Annotated in this window: 16 protein-coding genes; 10 read left to right on the top strand and 6 right to left on the bottom strand. The window is 38.3% G+C overall.

Annotated features, from left to right (window positions below):
* Nucleotides 1-24: 24 nt before the first annotated feature.
* The gene (locus B9A18_RS24015) at nucleotides 25-1236 is read right to left on the bottom strand and encodes an IscS subfamily cysteine desulfurase (protein WP_084292323.1); all 1212 of its coding nucleotides are present in this window, start codon (nucleotides 1234-1236) and stop codon (nucleotides 25-27) included.
* 123 nt (nucleotides 1237-1359) lie between these two features.
* On the opposite strand from B9A18_RS24015, the gene mce reads away from it, so the two are divergent.
* The 8 genes from mce (at nucleotide 1360) to B9A18_RS23975 (ending at nucleotide 7045) form a co-directional block, all read left to right on the top strand.
* Nucleotides 1360-1761, top strand: coding sequence for a methylmalonyl-CoA epimerase (gene mce / locus B9A18_RS24010; protein ID WP_084292321.1), 402 nt, complete (start codon nucleotides 1360-1362; stop codon nucleotides 1759-1761).
* Between the two features lie 3 nt (nucleotides 1762-1764).
* Nucleotides 1765-2052, top strand: coding sequence for a hypothetical protein (locus tag B9A18_RS24005; protein ID WP_084292319.1), 288 nt, complete (start codon nucleotides 1765-1767; stop codon nucleotides 2050-2052).
* A 95-nt stretch (nucleotides 2053-2147) separates the two neighbouring features.
* Nucleotides 2148-2396 carry a type B 50S ribosomal protein L31 gene (locus B9A18_RS24000; protein WP_084292318.1) on the top strand — a complete coding sequence of 83 codons (249 nt, stop codon included), beginning with the start codon at nucleotides 2148-2150 and terminating at the stop codon, nucleotides 2394-2396.
* Nucleotides 2397-2466: 70 nt separating this feature from the next.
* Nucleotides 2467-3642: a putative sugar nucleotidyl transferase gene (locus tag B9A18_RS23995; RefSeq protein WP_084292317.1), complete on the top strand. Its 1176-nt coding sequence runs from the start codon at nucleotides 2467-2469 to the stop codon at nucleotides 3640-3642.
* A gap of 57 nt (nucleotides 3643-3699) precedes the next feature.
* The gene (gene tpiA, locus B9A18_RS23990; RefSeq protein WP_084292316.1) at nucleotides 3700-4461 is read left to right on the top strand and encodes a triose-phosphate isomerase; all 762 of its coding nucleotides are present in this window, start codon (nucleotides 3700-3702) and stop codon (nucleotides 4459-4461) included.
* Complete coding sequence (gene prmA / locus B9A18_RS23985) at nucleotides 4461-5300, top strand: 50S ribosomal protein L11 methyltransferase (protein ID WP_084292314.1); 840 nt, start codon at nucleotides 4461-4463, stop codon at nucleotides 5298-5300. Before tpiA ends, prmA begins: the two co-directional genes overlap by 1 nt.
* An 18-nt stretch (nucleotides 5301-5318) precedes the next feature.
* Nucleotides 5319-6686 (top strand): UDP-N-acetylmuramate--L-alanine ligase, encoded by a 1368-nt coding sequence (locus B9A18_RS23980; protein ID WP_084292312.1) that lies wholly within the window; start codon nucleotides 5319-5321, stop codon nucleotides 6684-6686.
* A 29-nt stretch (nucleotides 6687-6715) separates the two neighbouring features.
* Nucleotides 6716-7045 (top strand): helix-turn-helix domain-containing protein, encoded by a 330-nt coding sequence (locus B9A18_RS23975; RefSeq protein WP_084292310.1) that lies wholly within the window; start codon nucleotides 6716-6718, stop codon nucleotides 7043-7045.
* A gap of 2 nt (nucleotides 7046-7047) precedes the next feature.
* Here B9A18_RS23975 and B9A18_RS23970 read toward each other — a convergent pair whose 3' ends face one another.
* The 5 genes from B9A18_RS23970 to B9A18_RS23950 all read right to left on the bottom strand — a co-directional run bounded on the left by B9A18_RS23970 (nucleotide 7048) and on the right by B9A18_RS23950 (nucleotide 13768).
* Nucleotides 7048-8166: an N-acetyltransferase gene (locus tag B9A18_RS23970; protein ID WP_084292376.1), complete on the bottom strand. Its 1119-nt coding sequence runs from the start codon at nucleotides 8164-8166 to the stop codon at nucleotides 7048-7050.
* 69 nt (nucleotides 8167-8235) lie between these two features.
* Nucleotides 8236-8424, bottom strand: a complete 189-nt coding sequence (locus B9A18_RS23965; protein WP_084292374.1) for a hypothetical protein — start codon at nucleotides 8422-8424, stop codon at nucleotides 8236-8238.
* A gap of 452 nt (nucleotides 8425-8876) precedes the next feature.
* Nucleotides 8877-11777, bottom strand: coding sequence for a sensor histidine kinase (locus B9A18_RS23960; protein ID WP_084292372.1), 2901 nt, complete (start codon nucleotides 11775-11777; stop codon nucleotides 8877-8879).
* Between the two features lie 37 nt (nucleotides 11778-11814).
* The gene (locus B9A18_RS23955; RefSeq protein WP_084292308.1) at nucleotides 11815-12594 is read right to left on the bottom strand and encodes a LytR/AlgR family response regulator transcription factor; all 780 of its coding nucleotides are present in this window, start codon (nucleotides 12592-12594) and stop codon (nucleotides 11815-11817) included.
* Nucleotides 12595-12643: 49 nt separating this feature from the next.
* The gene (locus B9A18_RS23950) at nucleotides 12644-13768 is read right to left on the bottom strand and encodes a CofH family radical SAM protein (RefSeq protein ID WP_084292306.1); all 1125 of its coding nucleotides are present in this window, start codon (nucleotides 13766-13768) and stop codon (nucleotides 12644-12646) included.
* A 118-nt stretch (nucleotides 13769-13886) separates the two neighbouring features.
* On the opposite strand from B9A18_RS23950, the gene B9A18_RS23945 reads away from it, so the two are divergent.
* Nucleotides 13887-15143, top strand: coding sequence for a M16 family metallopeptidase (locus B9A18_RS23945; protein WP_084292304.1), 1257 nt, complete (start codon nucleotides 13887-13889; stop codon nucleotides 15141-15143).
* Nucleotides 15136-16410, top strand: coding sequence for a M16 family metallopeptidase (locus B9A18_RS23940; protein WP_084292302.1), 1275 nt, complete (start codon nucleotides 15136-15138; stop codon nucleotides 16408-16410). The genes B9A18_RS23945 and B9A18_RS23940 overlap by 8 nt, the downstream gene beginning before the upstream one ends.
* Nucleotides 16411-16452 lie beyond the last annotated feature (42 nt).

Here is a 16452-nt window from a genome sequence, read left to right as displayed (position 1 = left end):
ATTCGATGTTTTTAAAGTATTGTTTTAGTGCTCAGCCCACTCAATTTTGCTCAAATCAACGCCTTCTTTGAACATTTCCCACAGTGGAGAAAGGTCTCTAAGGTGATTTACAGCTTTTTTAGTGTTTTCTATAGCGTAGTCTATTTCTTCTTCAGTAGTAAAACGACCTAAACCGTAACGGATAGAAGAGTGTGCAAGATCATCAGAAAGACCCAGGCTTTTTAATACATAAGAAGGCTCCAGAGAAGCTGATGTACAAGCTGATCCTGATGATACTGCTAAATCTTTCATAGCCATCATTAAGCCTTCACCTTCAACATATTTGAAAGAGATGTTAGCTACATGAGGTAAGCGATGTGCTGTGTTACCATTTACATAACTTTCTTCAAGTTGAGTCAATGCGTTTTCCAGTTTATCTCTTAAGGTTGAAAGGCGTTTAGCTTCTTCATCCATTTCTAAGCGGCATAATTCGCAGGCTTTACCTAAACCAACAATACCCGGTACATTTAAAGTACCTGAACGCATACCACGCTCATGGCCACCACCATCAATTTGGGCAGTAACTTTAACTCTTGGATTTTTACGACGTACATATAATACACCAACACCTTTTGGTCCGTACATTTTATGTGCAGAGAAAGCCATTAAGTCAATTCCATCAGCATTTACATCTACAGGTATTTTACCTACAGCCTGCGTAGCATCAGTCATGAATAAAGCACCAAATTTGTGAGCGATAGCAGAAATTTCTTTTATAGGTTGAATAACACCGATCTCGTTGTTTCCGTACATGATGGTAACAAGAATGGTTTGCTCTGTCATTGCAGCTTCAAGCTCCTGAAGATCGATTAAACCATCTTCTTTTACTTTCAGATAAGTAACTTTTGCACCCAGTTTCTCTAAGTGTTTGCAGGTATCTAAAACTGCTTTATGTTCAGTTGTAGCGGTAATAATGTGATTACCTTTGTCCTGGTACATTTCAAAAACACCTTTAATGCCCAAGTTGTCGGCCTCTGTAGCGCCTGATGTGAAGATTACTTCTTTTTCAGTACAGCCAATCAATTTAGCCACTTGTTCACGTGCGTAGTCAACACCTTCTTCAGCAACCCATCCAAATGCGTGGTTACGACTTGCAGCGTTACCAAATTTGTTTGTGAAATAGGGCAACATTGCTTCCAGCACTCTCGGATCCAGAGGGGTAGTTGCGTTATTATCTAAGTAAATAGGAAGTTCCATTATATATATTTGTTCTTATTAATATACAAAGATACGAAAAAAGATTGCCAACAATTATAAATAATACCTATGACGGTATAGGTAAAACATGCATTTTTACATTTTTTTAACGTTTAATGGGATATGAATAAAATAGAACACATAGGTATCGCTGTGAAGGATATGGATGTTTCCTGTGATCTTTATGAAAAGTTGCTGGGTACTTCCTGCTATAAAAAGGAGGAAGTGGCGTCGGAGGGGGTGAATACCGCGTTTTTTAGGACAGGTGTAAACAAGATCGAATTGCTTACAGCAACCTCGGCCGAAAGTCCGATTGCTAAGTTCCTGGAAAAAAGAGGAGAGGGGATACATCATATTGCATTTGATGTGGAGAATATCGTTGCAGAGATGGCTAGATTGAAACAGGAGGGGTTTGTATTGCTGAACGAATCACCTAAACGCGGAGCTGATAACAAATTGGTATGCTTTGTACATCCAAAAGGTACCAATGGTGTTTTGATAGAGTTGTGTCAGGATATTAAATAATATATGGAAGATTTTAAATCATTAAGTACGATTGTGAATAAGGATTTCGAAGTGGATGATATTCCTTCGGAGGAGTTGTTGCGGGAGCGCCTGATTGAAGCGTTCGCTTATTTGCTGGATAACGACATCTCTAAAATGATGAACATCCTTTATCGTACTGATGTTGACGAAGAGAAATTAAAGAAACTATTAATCAGTAATTCCAATCTGCCATCGGCAACGGTTATTGCGGATGCCTATATCAGCAGGCAAAAGGAGAAGGTGGAGACCAGAAAAAAGTATAGTCGATAATTTTTCCACACATACTTGCTATTGAAAAATAAATTATTGATATTTGCATCCTTTAAAATAAGCGACAAATAAGTATATAATAATATAATATTAACATGAAAAAAGATCTGCATCCATCGAACTATAGATTTGTAGTATTTAAAGATATGTCTAACGAGTATTCTTTTTTAACTAAATCTTGTGTAGATACTAAAGAAACTATCAAATGGGAAGATGGCAACGAGTATCCTTTATATAAATTAGAGATTTCTCACACTTCTCACCCTTTCTATACAGGTAAAATGAAATTGGTTGATACTGCTGGTCGTATCGATAAATTCAAAACTCGTTACGCTAAAAAGTAATTATACACAAATAAGAAATTATTTAAGTCCCGATGCTGTTGCTTCGGGACTTTTTTTATTTTTGTAGCTTATGATGATCAATTTATTTGATGACAATGCATGGCAATCTTTAAGGCCATTATCTTTTACCAGGCCGGTTGCAGACTTTCGTATAGGAATTTTAACTATAGCCGAAAAATGGCAAAAGCACTTGAATGCGGATTACGGTTTCATTACCGAGCCGTATCTATCTGTGAAATACCAGTTAATTCCAGGAGCTGAACTTTATATCAATGGTTCTATCTGTCCGGATGAAGCTTTGCTTGAGGCCATTTCAGGTCTTCAGGCAGGTGATTCCCTTAAAAAGGATGATGTACTCATCGCTTACAAGTTAGGCCCCACAGATGTATATAGTCCGGATTTGCACCAGCAACTTCGTACAAAAACATACATCAGTGATTTTATAAGGATCCAGGTCCCTGAAGATATTTTCAGGAACAATGACGTGGAGCTGAGAAAGGATTTTGCTTTACTTTCTAAAGGGAAAACATCTGCTCAATTAAGCGGTACAAATACGTTTTTAGGAGATGATTTTTTCGCGGAGGAAGGAGCTGAGGCAGAATGTTCTACATTTAACAGCTTAAGTGGGCCTATTTATATAGGTACAAATTCGCAGGTATGGGAAGGCTGTCACATCCGGGGTTCTTTTGCATTGTGCAATAACTCGCAGATTAAGATGGGGGCGAAGATCTACGGACAAACTACGATCGGACCTTTTAGTCGCGTTGGCGGAGAGATTAATAATGCTGTGATCTGGGGATATTCTTCAAAGGGTCATGAAGGTTATCTGGGCAATTCGGTATTGGGACAATGGTGTAACATTGGTGCGGACACCAACAATTCAAACCTGAAAAATAACTACGCAGATGTTAAGTTATGGGATTATGAAACAGAAAGCTTCCGTGAAACGGGGCTGCAATTCTGCGGATTGATTATGGCTGATCACGCTAAGTGTGGCATCAATACGATGTTTAATACCGGTACGGTAGCAGGCGTAAGTGCGAATGTTTTCGGCTCAGGTTTTCTAAGGAATTTTATTCCTGATTTTGCCTGGGGCGGTGCTAACGGATTTGATGTATATAAGCTGGATAAAATGTTTGAAACCGCTGAAAAGGTTTATGAACGTAGAAATATGCCATTTGATAAGATTGAAATGGATATCTTAGCGACTATTTTTGAAATTACCCAAGCTTACAGGCGCTTTTAGATCTGTAAATCTTTGATACAACTTAAAATAAAACCTAAAAATAAACAATTATACATAATGAGAAAAAAAATAGTTGCAGGAAATTGGAAAATGAATTTGGATTATGCCAGTGGCGTATCTTTATTTTCGGAAATCGTTAATATGGTAAGAGATGAAAAAAATGGCGATCAGATCGCAATCATTTGCTCACCATATATTCATTTAAACAGCCTGGCTAAATTGGGTGGTGAAGTTGTTAAGATTGGTGCACAAAACTGCCACCAGAATGATAATGGTGCCTTTACAGGGGAAATCTCTGCAGGTATGGTTAAGTCTGTGGGTTGTGAATATGTGATCATTGGCCACTCTGAAAGACGTCAGTATTTTGCAGAAAGTAATGAGTTACTTGCTCAGAAAACTGTTAAGGCTTTGGAAAATGACCTTACTCCGCTTTTTTGTATAGGTGAAACACTTGATGAAAGAAATAACGGTAGTTATTTTGAAGTGTTGAAAACACAACTTGAGCAAGGTGTATTCGGTTTAAGTGCTGCTGATTTCTCAAAAGTAGTGATCGCTTACGAACCGGTATGGGCAATAGGAACAGGTCTTACTGCAACTTCTGCACAGGCTCAGGAAGTACACGCTTATATCAGAAAAGAAATTGCTGCTAAATACAGTAATGAAATTGCTGAGGCAACTTCTATTTTATATGGTGGAAGCTGCAATCCTAAGAATGCTGCTGAACTTTTTGCGCAGCAGGATATTGACGGTGGTTTGATTGGTGGTGCATCGTTAAAATCAAGGGATTTTGTAGACATAGTTAAAGCTTTTAATTCTTAATGAAGTATATACAGGTAACTTTTAGTTTTAAAGCCATTGAAGAATATCAGCAGGATCTTTTGATCGCTGAGTTAGCGGATATTGGCTTTAATACTTTTGAAGATATAGAAAATGGGTTTTTAGCATTTATAGATTTCAACACTTACAGTGAAGAGAATCTGAAAAATGTACTGGACCAGTTTGAAGGGGAATTTGATTGCAGTTTTGTAGCCTCAGAAATTGAAGGCAAGAACTGGAATGAGGAGTGGGAGAAGAATTTCGAGCCATTGATTATTGATGATCAGTGTTATGTGCGCGCAACCTTTCATGAAGCGCAGCCACAGTATAAATACGAAATTATTATAGATCCAAAGATGGCCTTTGGTACCGGACATCATCAAACGACTACGATGATGATGCAGTACATTATGGCTACTGATGTGAAGGATAAAGAAATCCTTGATATGGGTTGTGGTACGGCTATATTGGCTATTCTTGCTGCCAAAAAAGGGGCTTCGAAGCTTGTTGCGATAGACTACGATGAGGTTTGTTACTTAAGTAGCCTTGAAAATGCAGCGTTGAATGGCATTGACAACATGGAAGCGATTTGTGGCGGGAAGGAAGTTATTCCTGCGGTGGAGTTTGATATGATCCTGGCCAACATCAACAGGAACATTCTTCTTGACCAGATCCCTACTTATGCAAATGTGCTGAAAGCGGGTGGAAGTATCTTCTTTAGTGGCTTTTACGAGTCGCCGGATTTGGATATGATCAAAGAAGCTTGTGAACCATTTGGAATCAGATATGTTGATCATAAGAAGATTGGCGAATGGGTTGCAGCTAATTTTAAAAAGGATTAATTGGTATAAAAACACAGTATGCGTATACATTTTATCGCTATAGGCGGAAGTGCGATGCACAATTTGGCAATAGCACTTCATAAAAAAGGATATCAGGTTACAGGCTCGGATGATGTTATTTTTGAACCTTCAAGCAGCAGGTTAGCCAGGCATGGTATTTTGCCTGAAACAATGGGCTGGAATGAAGCCAATATTACAACTGATCTTGATGCGGTAATATTGGGTATGCATGCTTTGACTGATAACCCTGAATTACTGAAAGCTCAGGAACTGGGACTTAAGATTTATTCCTATCCCGAATATATTTACGAGCAGACTAAAGACAAAGTGCGGGTTGTAATAGGTGGTAGTCATGGTAAGACGACCATTACCTCTATGATTCTGCATGTGCTAAATTTTTACGAAAGGGATTTTGATTACCTGGTTGGCGCGCAGTTAGCGGGCTTTGATACGATGGTGAAAATTACCGACGAAGCACCTGTGGTTATCATTGAAGGGGATGAGTATTTGGCATCACCTATAGACAGAAGGCCTAAATTTCACTTGTATAAGGCAAATCTTGCGGTGATCAGTGGAATTGCATGGGATCATATTAACGTGTTTAAGACTTATCAGGATTATACCAGACAGTTTGAGTTATTTATTGATACGATTCAACCTGGTGGTAAGTTAATTTATTGTAATGCCGACCAGGACCTGAATGATATTGTTAAGAAATCGACTGCGGATATAGAAAAGATTGGTTATGGAATTCCTGAGCATGTAGTGAAGGATGGCATTACCTATTTATTACCTGATGAAACAGCACTTAAAGTATTTGGTGATCATAATTTAATGAACCTTAATGCTGCTAAATTAATTTGTGCGCAACTAGGTATCAGCAATGAAAAATTTGATTCGGCTATTGCTTCCTTTACGGGGGCGGCTAAAAGACTGGAGCTCCTGTTAAGCGAAAATGAGACAAATGTATATAAGGATTTCGCGCATTCTCCGTCTAAATTAAAGGCAACGATAGAAGCTGTTAAAGCTCAGTTTCCTGACAGGAAATTAATTGCTTGTATAGAGTTACATACATTTAGTAGTCTGAATAAAGAGTTTTTAGTTCAATATGCGGATACAATGAAGGATGCGGACACGGCAATTGTATATATTGATGAAAAAACTTTTCAGCATAAAAAATTAGAGCCTTTCACCAAAATTGATGTTCAAACAGCATTTAAAAGCGATGAATTGCAGTTTTTTGATAATTCCGAGATGTTAAGGGATTGTTTACTTAAGGTAAATTTTTATCGTACGAACTTACTCTTGATGAGTTCAGGGAATTTTGGTGGGGTAGATCTTGTTAATTTGGCACGCGAGTTGAATACAGTTGGGCAAAGAATATAATTACAAGATTACACACCTAAATTTATAATATGAATATCATTGGAAAAAACATTAGACAATTGCGCCAGAAGAATGGTTGGAGTCAGGGAGAAGTAGCTAAACGTCTAAATATTTCTATCCCTGCGTTCTCAAAAATCGAAACTGGTATTACAGATATAAACATTTCAAGACTTGCACAGATTGCAAATTTATTTGAGGTTTCAACCATGGATATTATCTCTAAAGAAGGAGAAAATCCTCAGTCGCTTAATTTTGAGGAAATTAACAACTTAAAGGAGAGACTTGCTCAAAGGGAAGAAGAGATTATAAAACTTCAAAAGAAGGTTATAGATCTTTACGAAGAGATCAGAGAGAAATAGGTCTAAAAGATCTTTCGCATAGTCAGGTGTCGCTTTCCAAAAGTGGCACCTGTTGCTTGATGAATAGAAAGCATTTTATCGTTAAAGTCACCCACCCACGACAGTTCCAGTTCATCATATTGATTCATTGGCAAAACATACTCCTTAAGCTTAATAAACAGTGCTGATTCTAAGCCATGTTTTTGATAAGCAGCCTTAGTGCCCATTACGATTGCCCGCATTCGGCTTACGCCCACCCAGCGTCTGTACACAAACTTCAGTTTTTCTATCAGCCCTAGTTTTCCGTTAAACCCTTTGATCATCTGATTAGCATCAGGGATGATTACTACGAATGAAGCCGGTTCTCCGTTGATGTAAGCAAACCAAATTAATTTTTCATCCATTATGGTCTGCATCTTATGAAAACTCTCCTCAAGTGTTTCTTTTTTTATCGGAACGAAGTTGTCGAAGTTTTTCCAGGCATCATTGTAGATCTCCATTAGATCAGCTACATATTTTGCTGCATTCTTTTTCGAGAAGTGCTCGAATGTATATCCCGGTTTATTAGCTACCCAATTGGCAATTTTTGTGAAGCGTTCCGGAAAAGGATTTCTTACGGCCAGGTGGTTGGTAATTTGCTCGTACTCTGTTTTGAATCCATAATCGGTAAAGAAAGCATGGTAGTAGGGGTGATGATAATTCATTCCATAGGATGGGGGAGTAAAGCCTTCAACGAGTAGTCCCCAGAAAGAATCATTTTCTCCAAAGTTGATTGGACCATCCATCGCTTTCATTCCGTTTTCCTGAAGCCAGGATTTAGCGGTATCGAACAGTAAAAAAGCTGCTTCCTGATTGTTTACACATTCAAAAAAGCCAATGCCACCAGTAGGTTGTTCATACTGGTATGCTTTTTTATCGTTTATAAATGCGGCTATTCTACCGATGTTGTTTCCATTGTCGTCCTGCAGTACCCATCTGATACATTTACCATGCTGGTGGAATGGATTCTTTTCCGGGTCAAATATGTTTTCAATATCCTGATCCAGCGGGCAGATCCAATTCTTGTCATCCTTATAAATAAAACGGGCAGTGGCTAAAAAATCTTTCCTGGAACGCTTCCCGGATACAGTGGTTATTTGCATTTCTCCTAATGGAATTAAAATAAAAAGCATCCTTGAGGGATGCTTTATCAGTAATTATTTTTGTAACTATTAATAGTCGTCATCGTCATCTTCCGAACCAAAACTATCAAAAGTGTCAAGGTCATCTAATGGCATGTCGAGATCGTCATCATCGTCATCATACGACTTTTTGTTACTTGTTCCTTCATACGAATCTTCCATGTCGTTTTCAGGATCTTCTGCTTTGCTTTTGTTAATTGGTTTTTTTGGAGTTTTCATTACAAAAAATATAAATTCCGTAAGGGTTTTATTTGATAATATAAATTTACTAAAAATCTTTTGATTCAAAAGAACGATGTTTTTTAAATTTTCAGTAAGTCAAAAGTAAGACAAAAAGAAAATTCATAAAGAATTTTTTTTCAAAATAATCTGCAAAAAGGATGAATTAAATAAATGAGAGGGGGTATTTCTGCTTGATAGCTATTTAGCTGCCTTGCAAAAAGAGGGGATAAAAAAAATGGTAAAGCTATGAACTTTACCATTTTTTAACACACAAATGAAACCTGAATTGAGATATAGTTTTAGGTTAGGTAAAAATATCTTTGATCAATCCTATAAGAACGTTCTTACAAACTGCTGTTTGTTTTAATATCTATAACAAGTTTAATGTTATTTTTAAAACGTTTTTTTTAAACTTAGTAAGTGGTATGAATAATTGAGTAAACGGTAATTTAATGATTCAAAGGAATCAAAATGGATACGTGCGTACCCGAATCGCCGCTCTGTTTTATCTTCAAGAGTATTGGGTATGGTTCAACCTGGTTTAACAGATTGATGCGTTCTTTGGTCAGGTTCATCCCTTTGCTTACGTGGTGTCCCTTTTTGTTTTTCAGTGAATTATCAATACCCACACCATCGTCAATAATTTGGATTAATAAATGATCTTCATCTTTAAGATCTATACATATATTCAGGTTACCACCATCTTCCTTAGGCATTAATCCGTGCCATATGGCATTTTCTATGTAAGGTTGGAGGATCATAGAAGGGATTAAGGTTTCTTCCTTATCGATGTCTCTGCCTAGCTTGATGTGGTATTTAAATTTTTCGCCAAATCTTTTTTTCTCCAGACTCAGGTAAAGTTCAAGGTATTCAACTTCTTCATCCAGACTAATGAAGCTTTTTGTACATATTTCCAGGTTCTTTCTGATCAGTTTGGCAAAGCCTGTTAATATCTTGTTTGCCGAGTTGGTGTCTTTTGTATTGATGTAATGTTGAATAGAGTTCATGACATTGAAGACAAAATGCGGATTCATCATGGCTTGCAAGGCACGTTGCTCGAGCATTAGAATCTTGTTTTTGAGCAGTAGTTGTTGCTGTTCTTTGTTTTTTTGTATTCTGGTGACTACAACGGCCACTTTGTAAAAAGCAAATCCGGCAAAAAGAAACAGGGCCGCCATAAACCATATGGTTTGCCAGAAATGTCTTTTTAAAGAGAAGTTGGCCCTGGTAGGCGTACTCCAGTTGCTATTGTTTGATTTTGCGCTGAGCTCAAAAGTATAGTCTCCTGGCTCCAATGAAGAAAACTCGAGCCGGCGGCTCCTGGTTTCCGTCCAGTTTGCATCGGCTTTCAGTCGATAGCGATAGGTGATGCTTTTATTCTGAAAATCAATAGCGCTGTAAGTGAATGTGATGTTGTTACTTGAGGGAGCGAGGGTATGTGTGGCATAATTCAGCCCAAGTTTGGTCTTGTTGCTAATGATGGATGAGATTAAAACTTTTGGTGATTCATGCTTATTGCTTGCTCCGTGGTAATCGAAGTATATAAGCCCATTATTTGTAGCGAAATAAGCATAATGATCATCTATAAACATGCCGTTTACATCATCAGCCAGCATGGCATTGGTATACTCAAATGATTCTACTGAAAGCGGTTTCTTATTTGATGCTATTCGGTTTATACCATTGTTTGTAATGATCCATATGTAATTGTCTTTTACATATAACCTTTTACAAATGTTATCAGCGAGTCCGTCTTTTTGAGTGATTACGCTGGTCACCTTTTTGTTTTTAAGGAATACAAGCCCATATCCGTCTGTAGCCAGTACAATGGTGCCATCATTTAATTCCTGTATGTCGTTAATTCTTTTTGTAAGGAGTGGATGCTCCCCGTGATAATTATACAAAGCGCCCTTCGAATATTCTGATAGACCATTGATATTCGAAAACCATAGATTCTGCCCCCGGTCATAAAAAACACGGTAAGCCCGGTTATTGAATAAATCTACACCTTGTTTAAAATTAAGGGATGTGAACTCGAATCTATTTAACTGGTCTGACAAAACAAATACGCCTGAGGACAAAGCAAGTGCAAGGGTATGGTTGTTTTTTAGTGCAAAGCTTTTAACAACAAACATACTGTTGTTTGTTTCTTTCAGATATTCGATGTTTTGTTTGCTATGAATGTTTTTTACTCTTCCTAAGCCATAATCGGAAGCAAAGTACATGGTTTGCTGAAGGGTATCATAAACCAGTTGTTTGATGACATTGTATCTCTTTTTGTCTGGCAGCTGGATCTTTCTGTTGACACCATAGGTTTTCAAGTCCAGTATGTTCATGCTTCCTTCATCCAGGCCAAGCCATAAGTTGTTGTTATTATCCTTTACCACGCTTTTTACCATGTCTGTGTTTAAGCCATTGGTTTTATTGATGATATATAAGCGCTCATCTTTTTGAGGGAGCATGTAGATCCCGCTGTTTGTGGTAAACCACATGTTGTTTTTTGCGTCTTTGATAACCTGACTGGATGGGATATTTTTGAGGTACTGGGTTGTTTTTCCGGAAGGTTCGATGCAGTAAACCCCAGAGCTGTTGCTCAGCCATAAGTCTTTGTTGCTATCCACAAGGAAAAACCCAGGGTCGTTGTTCAATAAGGCGGAATCTAATTTTAACGATAGACGTTGATCGCTGCCTACTCTGACGTTTAGCCCGTTTTTGTCCAGATAACCTAAGCTTTTGTCGGGCAGATTTAATATGGTTTTGTAGGATATGGGCAGGGTGCCATGTGATACAATGGTGAATGTTTTGTTGTCAAAAATCCTTACGCATTGATTGCTGAAAGCCCATATTTTTCCAAGCTTATCTTCATGTACAAATGTGCTGGTATATTGGTGCTCCGAATCAGCTGAAATGTATTTCGTAATTGTTTTTCCATTCCACATCACCAATACATTCTTATTGGTTCCGAACCAGATTCTGCCTTTGCTGTCTTCCAGAAAAGAAACAACAACCGCATTAAATTTTAGCAATCTTAGCAGCTTGTCGTTGTTTTCATTATAAATTTTCCCGTTGAAAAAATAACTGAGCTGACCGTTTAGTGCTAAAAACCAAATCTTGCCGCTTTTGTCTTCTTTTAGCTGTATGATCTGGTTGTCGGGTAGTCCATCGTCGATAGAGAAGTTTTCAAATACTTTACCATCAAACCTGCTTACACCGGCGTCGGTAGCGATCCAGATGTAGCCTTTAGAATCCTGTAACGTATAATAACAGTTGTTGCTTGGAAGTCCATTTTTTGTGCTAAAATGTTGAATATAGGTAGTTTGAGCACTACCGGTATAGCTAAATGTTAACATTAGCCCCACCAGGATCAAAAACCTTGGTATTAACTGTTTATTTATCACTGTCAAAACGGGTATAGGATTTAATTTTTTCAGCAAAATCACTGGCACGTCTTCTCGATACTGCAATTTTTTCTCCATTTTTAAGGATAACTTCCAGCCCGTTTTTTGAGTTGTATTCTTTCACATAGTTCAGGTTTACAATACTTGATTTATGTATTCTTATGAACTGGTTATCAGGCAATATTTCTTCATATTCCTTTAATACTTTCGAAACGGTGATCTTGTCTTTGTTGGCCAGATAAAAAACGGAATAATTGCTATCTGCTTCAATATGAATAATGTCATCAATATTTACCAGGCTATATCCTTGTCCGTTGGGTAAGCTGATCTTCCTGATTTCGTTTCTTTCCGAAAGGTTTACAGCCAGGTTTTGCATATTCTCATTACGACCATTGCCATTTTTATTCAGGGCGATGAGTTTTACAGCTTTTTCAACTGCAACTTTTAGCTCATCAATGTCTATGGGTTTTAAAAGATAATCGAGGGCATTTGCTTTAATTGCCTTAAGCGCATATTGATCATAGGCTGTGGTAAAAATGATATGGGCCTTGCTCTTCTGCACATCGGGGATCAGTTCAAAGCCATTTTCTCCAGGCATTGCGATATCCAGGAAAATCAAATCAATAGTGTGCTGAGCGAGGAGGTTACGCGCCTCGGCTACGGATTTAGCAATGCCCGAAATATGTATGCTCTCGCAATTCTCCAATAATAGAAAATACAATGAAGAGCGGGCAAATTCTTCATCATCAACAATAATAGTATTTAGCACGGCTTTAATTTAATCTTGTGAATTTATTAAAAAAAAGCGAATACGGCTATTAGTAATTAATTACCTGTTCTTCCAGATGGTCTGGTAAATCACGGTAATTATATTGCTGACCACGTAGCTGAGGTTCAAAACCTGCTTCTCTGATGGCATCCTGAATTCCTTTTGCAGTAAATCGGTGTGGTGCACCTGCGGCAGATACCACATTTTCTTCAATCATGATTGAACCAAAATCGTTAGCACCTGCGTGTAAGCAAAGCTCAGCAACATTTTTACCTACTGTAAGCCATGAGGCTTGTATATTTTTAATGTTTGGCAACATGATACGACTCAAAGCCAACATCCTGATGTATTCATCTCCGGAAACATTGTTGCTAATTCCTCTTAAACGTTTTAACAAGGTGCCGTCATCCTGGAAAGGCCATGGAATAAAGGCAAGGAAACCTTTGGCATCGGCCGGTTTCTCACTTTGTACTTCTCTGATCCATGCCAGGTGCTCAAAACGCTCTTCTATAGTTTCAACATGACCAAACATCATGGTTGCAGAAGTAGTGATATCAAGCTGATGTGCAGCCCTCATTACATCCAGCCATTCCTGTCCGCCACACTTGCCTTTTGATATCAGTCTTCTAACCCTGTCGTTCAAAATCTCAGCTCCAGCACCAGGTAATGAATCCATTCCTGCGGCTTTTAATGCCGATAAAACTTCAGTATGTGAAAGTCCTTCCAGTTTAGCAACGTGTGCAATTTCGGGTGGACCTAAGGCATGAAGTTTCAAATCTGGATATAGTTCTTTAAGCTGCTTAAACAGGTCAGCGTAGAATTTTAAACCCAGGTCGGGATGATGTCCGCCCTGCAGCAGCAATTGGTCGCCACCTAATCTGAACGTTTCTTCTATTTTTACCTTATAGGTTTCTATATCGGTGATATAGCTTTCATCGTGACCGGGTCTTCTAAAAAAATTACAGAATTTACAGTTTGCTATACACACGTTGGTGGTATTTACATTCCGATCGATCTGCCAGGTAACTTTACCACTGGGAACTTGTTTTTTCTTTAATTCATTGGCTACGTAAGCGAGCTCTGCAGTTGCTGCATGATGATATAAAAAAACACCCTCTTCCTTTGTTAAAAAGTCGAAATGCAAGGCCCTGTGTAATAATTCGGCAGTATTCATAGGGCAAATATACCATAAGTTGTTTTTATCAATATAATTTGTTTGTCTTAATTAAATATGATCCGCTTTCGGCTGCCCATAATTCCTATCTTTGGCGCAATTATTTTTAATATATTATATGGTAGATTTTAACCGTTTTACATTAGCCAATGGGTTGCGTGTACTTGTACATGAAGATGACACAACACCTATGGCGGTGCTAAATATCTTATATGACGTAGGTGCCAGAGATGAGGAGCAGGATAAAACCGGCTTCGCGCATTTGTTTGAGCACCTGATGTTTGGTGGGTCAGTAAATATTCCAAGTTACGACGAACCATTGCAGCGGGTAGGGGGTGAGAACAATGCCTTCACCAGCAACGACATCACCAATTATTATATCACTTTACCTGCGGTAAACCTTGAAACAGCATTTTGGTTGGAAAGCGACAGGATGTTGAGTCTTGCTTTTTCTGAGAAGAGTTTGGAAACGCAGCGTAATGTAGTGTGCGAAGAGTTTAAGCAACGTTATCTGAATCAGCCTTACGGCGATGTTTGGTTAAAGCTTAGACCGTTGGCTTATAAAACCCATCCTTATCGTTGGGCTACTATTGGTCAGGATTTGAAACAGATTGAAGATGCTAAAATGGAAGATGTGAAAGCATTTTTCAAAAAGCACTATAACCCGCAAAATGCCATTATGGTAGTTGGTGGGAATGTTAAAATTGAAGAAGTAAAGGTCTTGGCTGAAAAATGGTTCGCACCTATTCCAACAGGAGAAAAATACGTTAGAAATCTGCCTAAGGAAGCAGTGCAAACTGAAGGAAGAAAAGATACGGTTATTACTGATGTTCCATTGAATGCCATTTATATGGCTTTTAAAATGCCGGCAAGAATTGATAGTGAATACCAGGCTTTCGATTTAATGTCGGATGTGCTTTCTCAGGGACAATCTTCGAGGTTGTATCACAGTTTGTTAAAAGAGCAGCAACTGTTTAGCGATATCCATGCTTACATCTCTAGCAGTATTGATGAAGGGCTTTTTGTGATCGAAGGCAAACTAGTTGAGGGCGTAAGTGTAGAAAATGCAGAAGCAGCAATCTGGGCTGAATTGGATAAACTTAAAGCGGAAGAAGTTACTGACGTAGAGATTACCAAGGTGAAAAATAAGTCGGAATCGATCATGGTATTTGCAGAGATGAGTCTTTTAGATAAGGCGATGAATCTTGCTTATTATGAATTGTTGGGAGATGCGGCGACTTTGAATACCGAAATAGACAAGTATCTGGCGGTTACTCCAGCACGCATACAGCAAGCTGCAAAAGCTACCTTTACGAAGGAACAATGTTCAACTTTATACTATTTAACCACCCAATTAACTACCCAAGATGCTTAACCGTACACTAGCCCCGGAATCAAAATTGGTTGATGAAATTAGTTTCATTGAACCCTTAAAACAAGTACTGGACAATGGTATACCGGTTTTCACTATTAACGCAGGTAAACAGGAACTTGTTCGTATTGAGTTTATATTCGAAAATGTAAATTGGGATCCTTCAAAGCCGCTTGAAGCGATTGCAGTTAGTCATTTAATCAATAATGGTACGACCACACTCACTGCTAAGGAAATTGCAGATAAGGTGGATTATTATGGTGCATTTCTGCAAACAGAATATGGCGCAGACCAAACTTGTGTTAAGCTATATACGCTAAATAAACACTTAAACTCGGTGTTGCCAATTCTGCATTCTATCATAAATGACAGTATATTTCCAGAGCAGGAACTGGTAATTTTCATACAAAATCAAAAGCAGTCTTTACAGGTAAGCCTTCAAAAGAATGATTTCTTAGCCAGGAAGCATTTCGCAAATGCGCTTTTCGGCGATACGCCTTATGGTTCTAATATTCAGCCTTCACACTATGATGACTTAAAAAGGGCTGATCTTTGCGACTATTTTAAAGCAGCTTACAAGCCTGAGAACTGTACTATTTTTGTTGCGGGAAAGTTTGAAGAGACTGAATTCAATATCCTTAATAGGATTATGGGTAATGGATGGAACAATGATGCAGCATCTGTAGGCAATAAGTTCAACTTCAGTAGTATTCATAAGGGAGAGATCCTGGTTGAAAGACCGGATGCTATTCAATCGGCGATAAGGATGGGAACGCTGGCAATTACCAGGAATCATCCTGATTTCCCAGGCTTCCAGGTGTTGAACTGTCTGCTTGGCGGTTATTTTGGTTCTCGCTTGATGGCTAATATCCGTGAGGATAAGGGGTATACTTATGGTATTGGGTCTGCAGTAGCTTCTTTAAAAGATGCCGGTTACTTCTTTATTGCTACGGAAGTAGGAGCAGAAGTGTGCAATAGCGCACTAAATGAAATCGAAAAAGAGATCAGTATCTTAAAAGATGAACTGGTTCAGGATGGTGAGCTGGCTTTAGTGAGAAACTACATGCTGGGTTCTATGCTGGGTAGTCTTGAAAATGCCTTCTCTCATGCTGATAAGTTTAAGAATGTTTACTTCTCAGGGCTGGATTACAGCTATTATGAAAACTATATTAAAACTGTAAAATCAATTACAGCAGCCGATTTGAAAGATTTGGCTAATAAATACCTGAATACGGATGACTTTACAAAAGTTGTAGTGGGTAAAAAATAATAACAGATATCCTGGCTATTCTATTTTAGCCAGGATACCTGT

The organism is Pedobacter nyackensis, assembly GCF_900176505.1.
GTDB lineage: Bacteria > Bacteroidota > Bacteroidia > Sphingobacteriales > Sphingobacteriaceae > Pedobacter > Pedobacter nyackensis.
The sequence above is the reverse complement of the archived record's forward strand: the minus strand, read 5'-3'. Positions and strand labels throughout refer to the sequence as shown.

Excerpts from the sequence above, each read along its gene's own strand:
- B9A18_RS23945 (WP_084292304.1), top strand. The coding sequence starts at position 13,887 with ATGGTAGATTTTAACCGTTTTACATTAGCCAATGGGTTGCGTGTACTT.
- B9A18_RS24005 (WP_084292319.1), top strand. The coding sequence starts at position 1,765 with ATGGAAGATTTTAAATCATTAAGTACGATTGTGAATAAGGATTTCGAA.
- B9A18_RS23960 (WP_084292372.1), bottom strand. The coding sequence starts at position 11,777 with ATGTTAACATTTAGCTATACCGGTAGTGCTCAAACTACCTATATTCAA.
- B9A18_RS23970 (WP_084292376.1), bottom strand. The coding sequence starts at position 8,166 with ATGCAAATAACCACTGTATCCGGGAAGCGTTCCAGGAAAGATTTTTTA.
- B9A18_RS23980 (WP_084292312.1), top strand. The coding sequence starts at position 5,319 with ATGCGTATACATTTTATCGCTATAGGCGGAAGTGCGATGCACAATTTG.
- B9A18_RS23950 (WP_084292306.1), bottom strand. The coding sequence starts at position 13,768 with ATGAATACTGCCGAATTATTACACAGGGCCTTGCATTTCGACTTTTTA.
- prmA (WP_084292314.1), top strand. The coding sequence starts at position 4,461 with ATGAAGTATATACAGGTAACTTTTAGTTTTAAAGCCATTGAAGAATAT.
- mce (WP_084292321.1), top strand. The coding sequence starts at position 1,360 with ATGAATAAAATAGAACACATAGGTATCGCTGTGAAGGATATGGATGTT.
- tpiA (WP_084292316.1), top strand. The coding sequence starts at position 3,700 with ATGAGAAAAAAAATAGTTGCAGGAAATTGGAAAATGAATTTGGATTAT.
- B9A18_RS23995 (WP_084292317.1), top strand. The coding sequence starts at position 2,467 with ATGATGATCAATTTATTTGATGACAATGCATGGCAATCTTTAAGGCCA.
- B9A18_RS23975 (WP_084292310.1), top strand. The coding sequence starts at position 6,716 with ATGAATATCATTGGAAAAAACATTAGACAATTGCGCCAGAAGAATGGT.
- B9A18_RS23965 (WP_084292374.1), bottom strand. The coding sequence starts at position 8,424 with ATGAAAACTCCAAAAAAACCAATTAACAAAAGCAAAGCAGAAGATCCT.
- B9A18_RS24015 (WP_084292323.1), bottom strand. The coding sequence starts at position 1,236 with ATGGAACTTCCTATTTACTTAGATAATAACGCAACTACCCCTCTGGAT.
- B9A18_RS23940 (WP_084292302.1), top strand. The coding sequence starts at position 15,136 with ATGCTTAACCGTACACTAGCCCCGGAATCAAAATTGGTTGATGAAATT.
- B9A18_RS24000 (WP_084292318.1), top strand. The coding sequence starts at position 2,148 with ATGAAAAAAGATCTGCATCCATCGAACTATAGATTTGTAGTATTTAAA.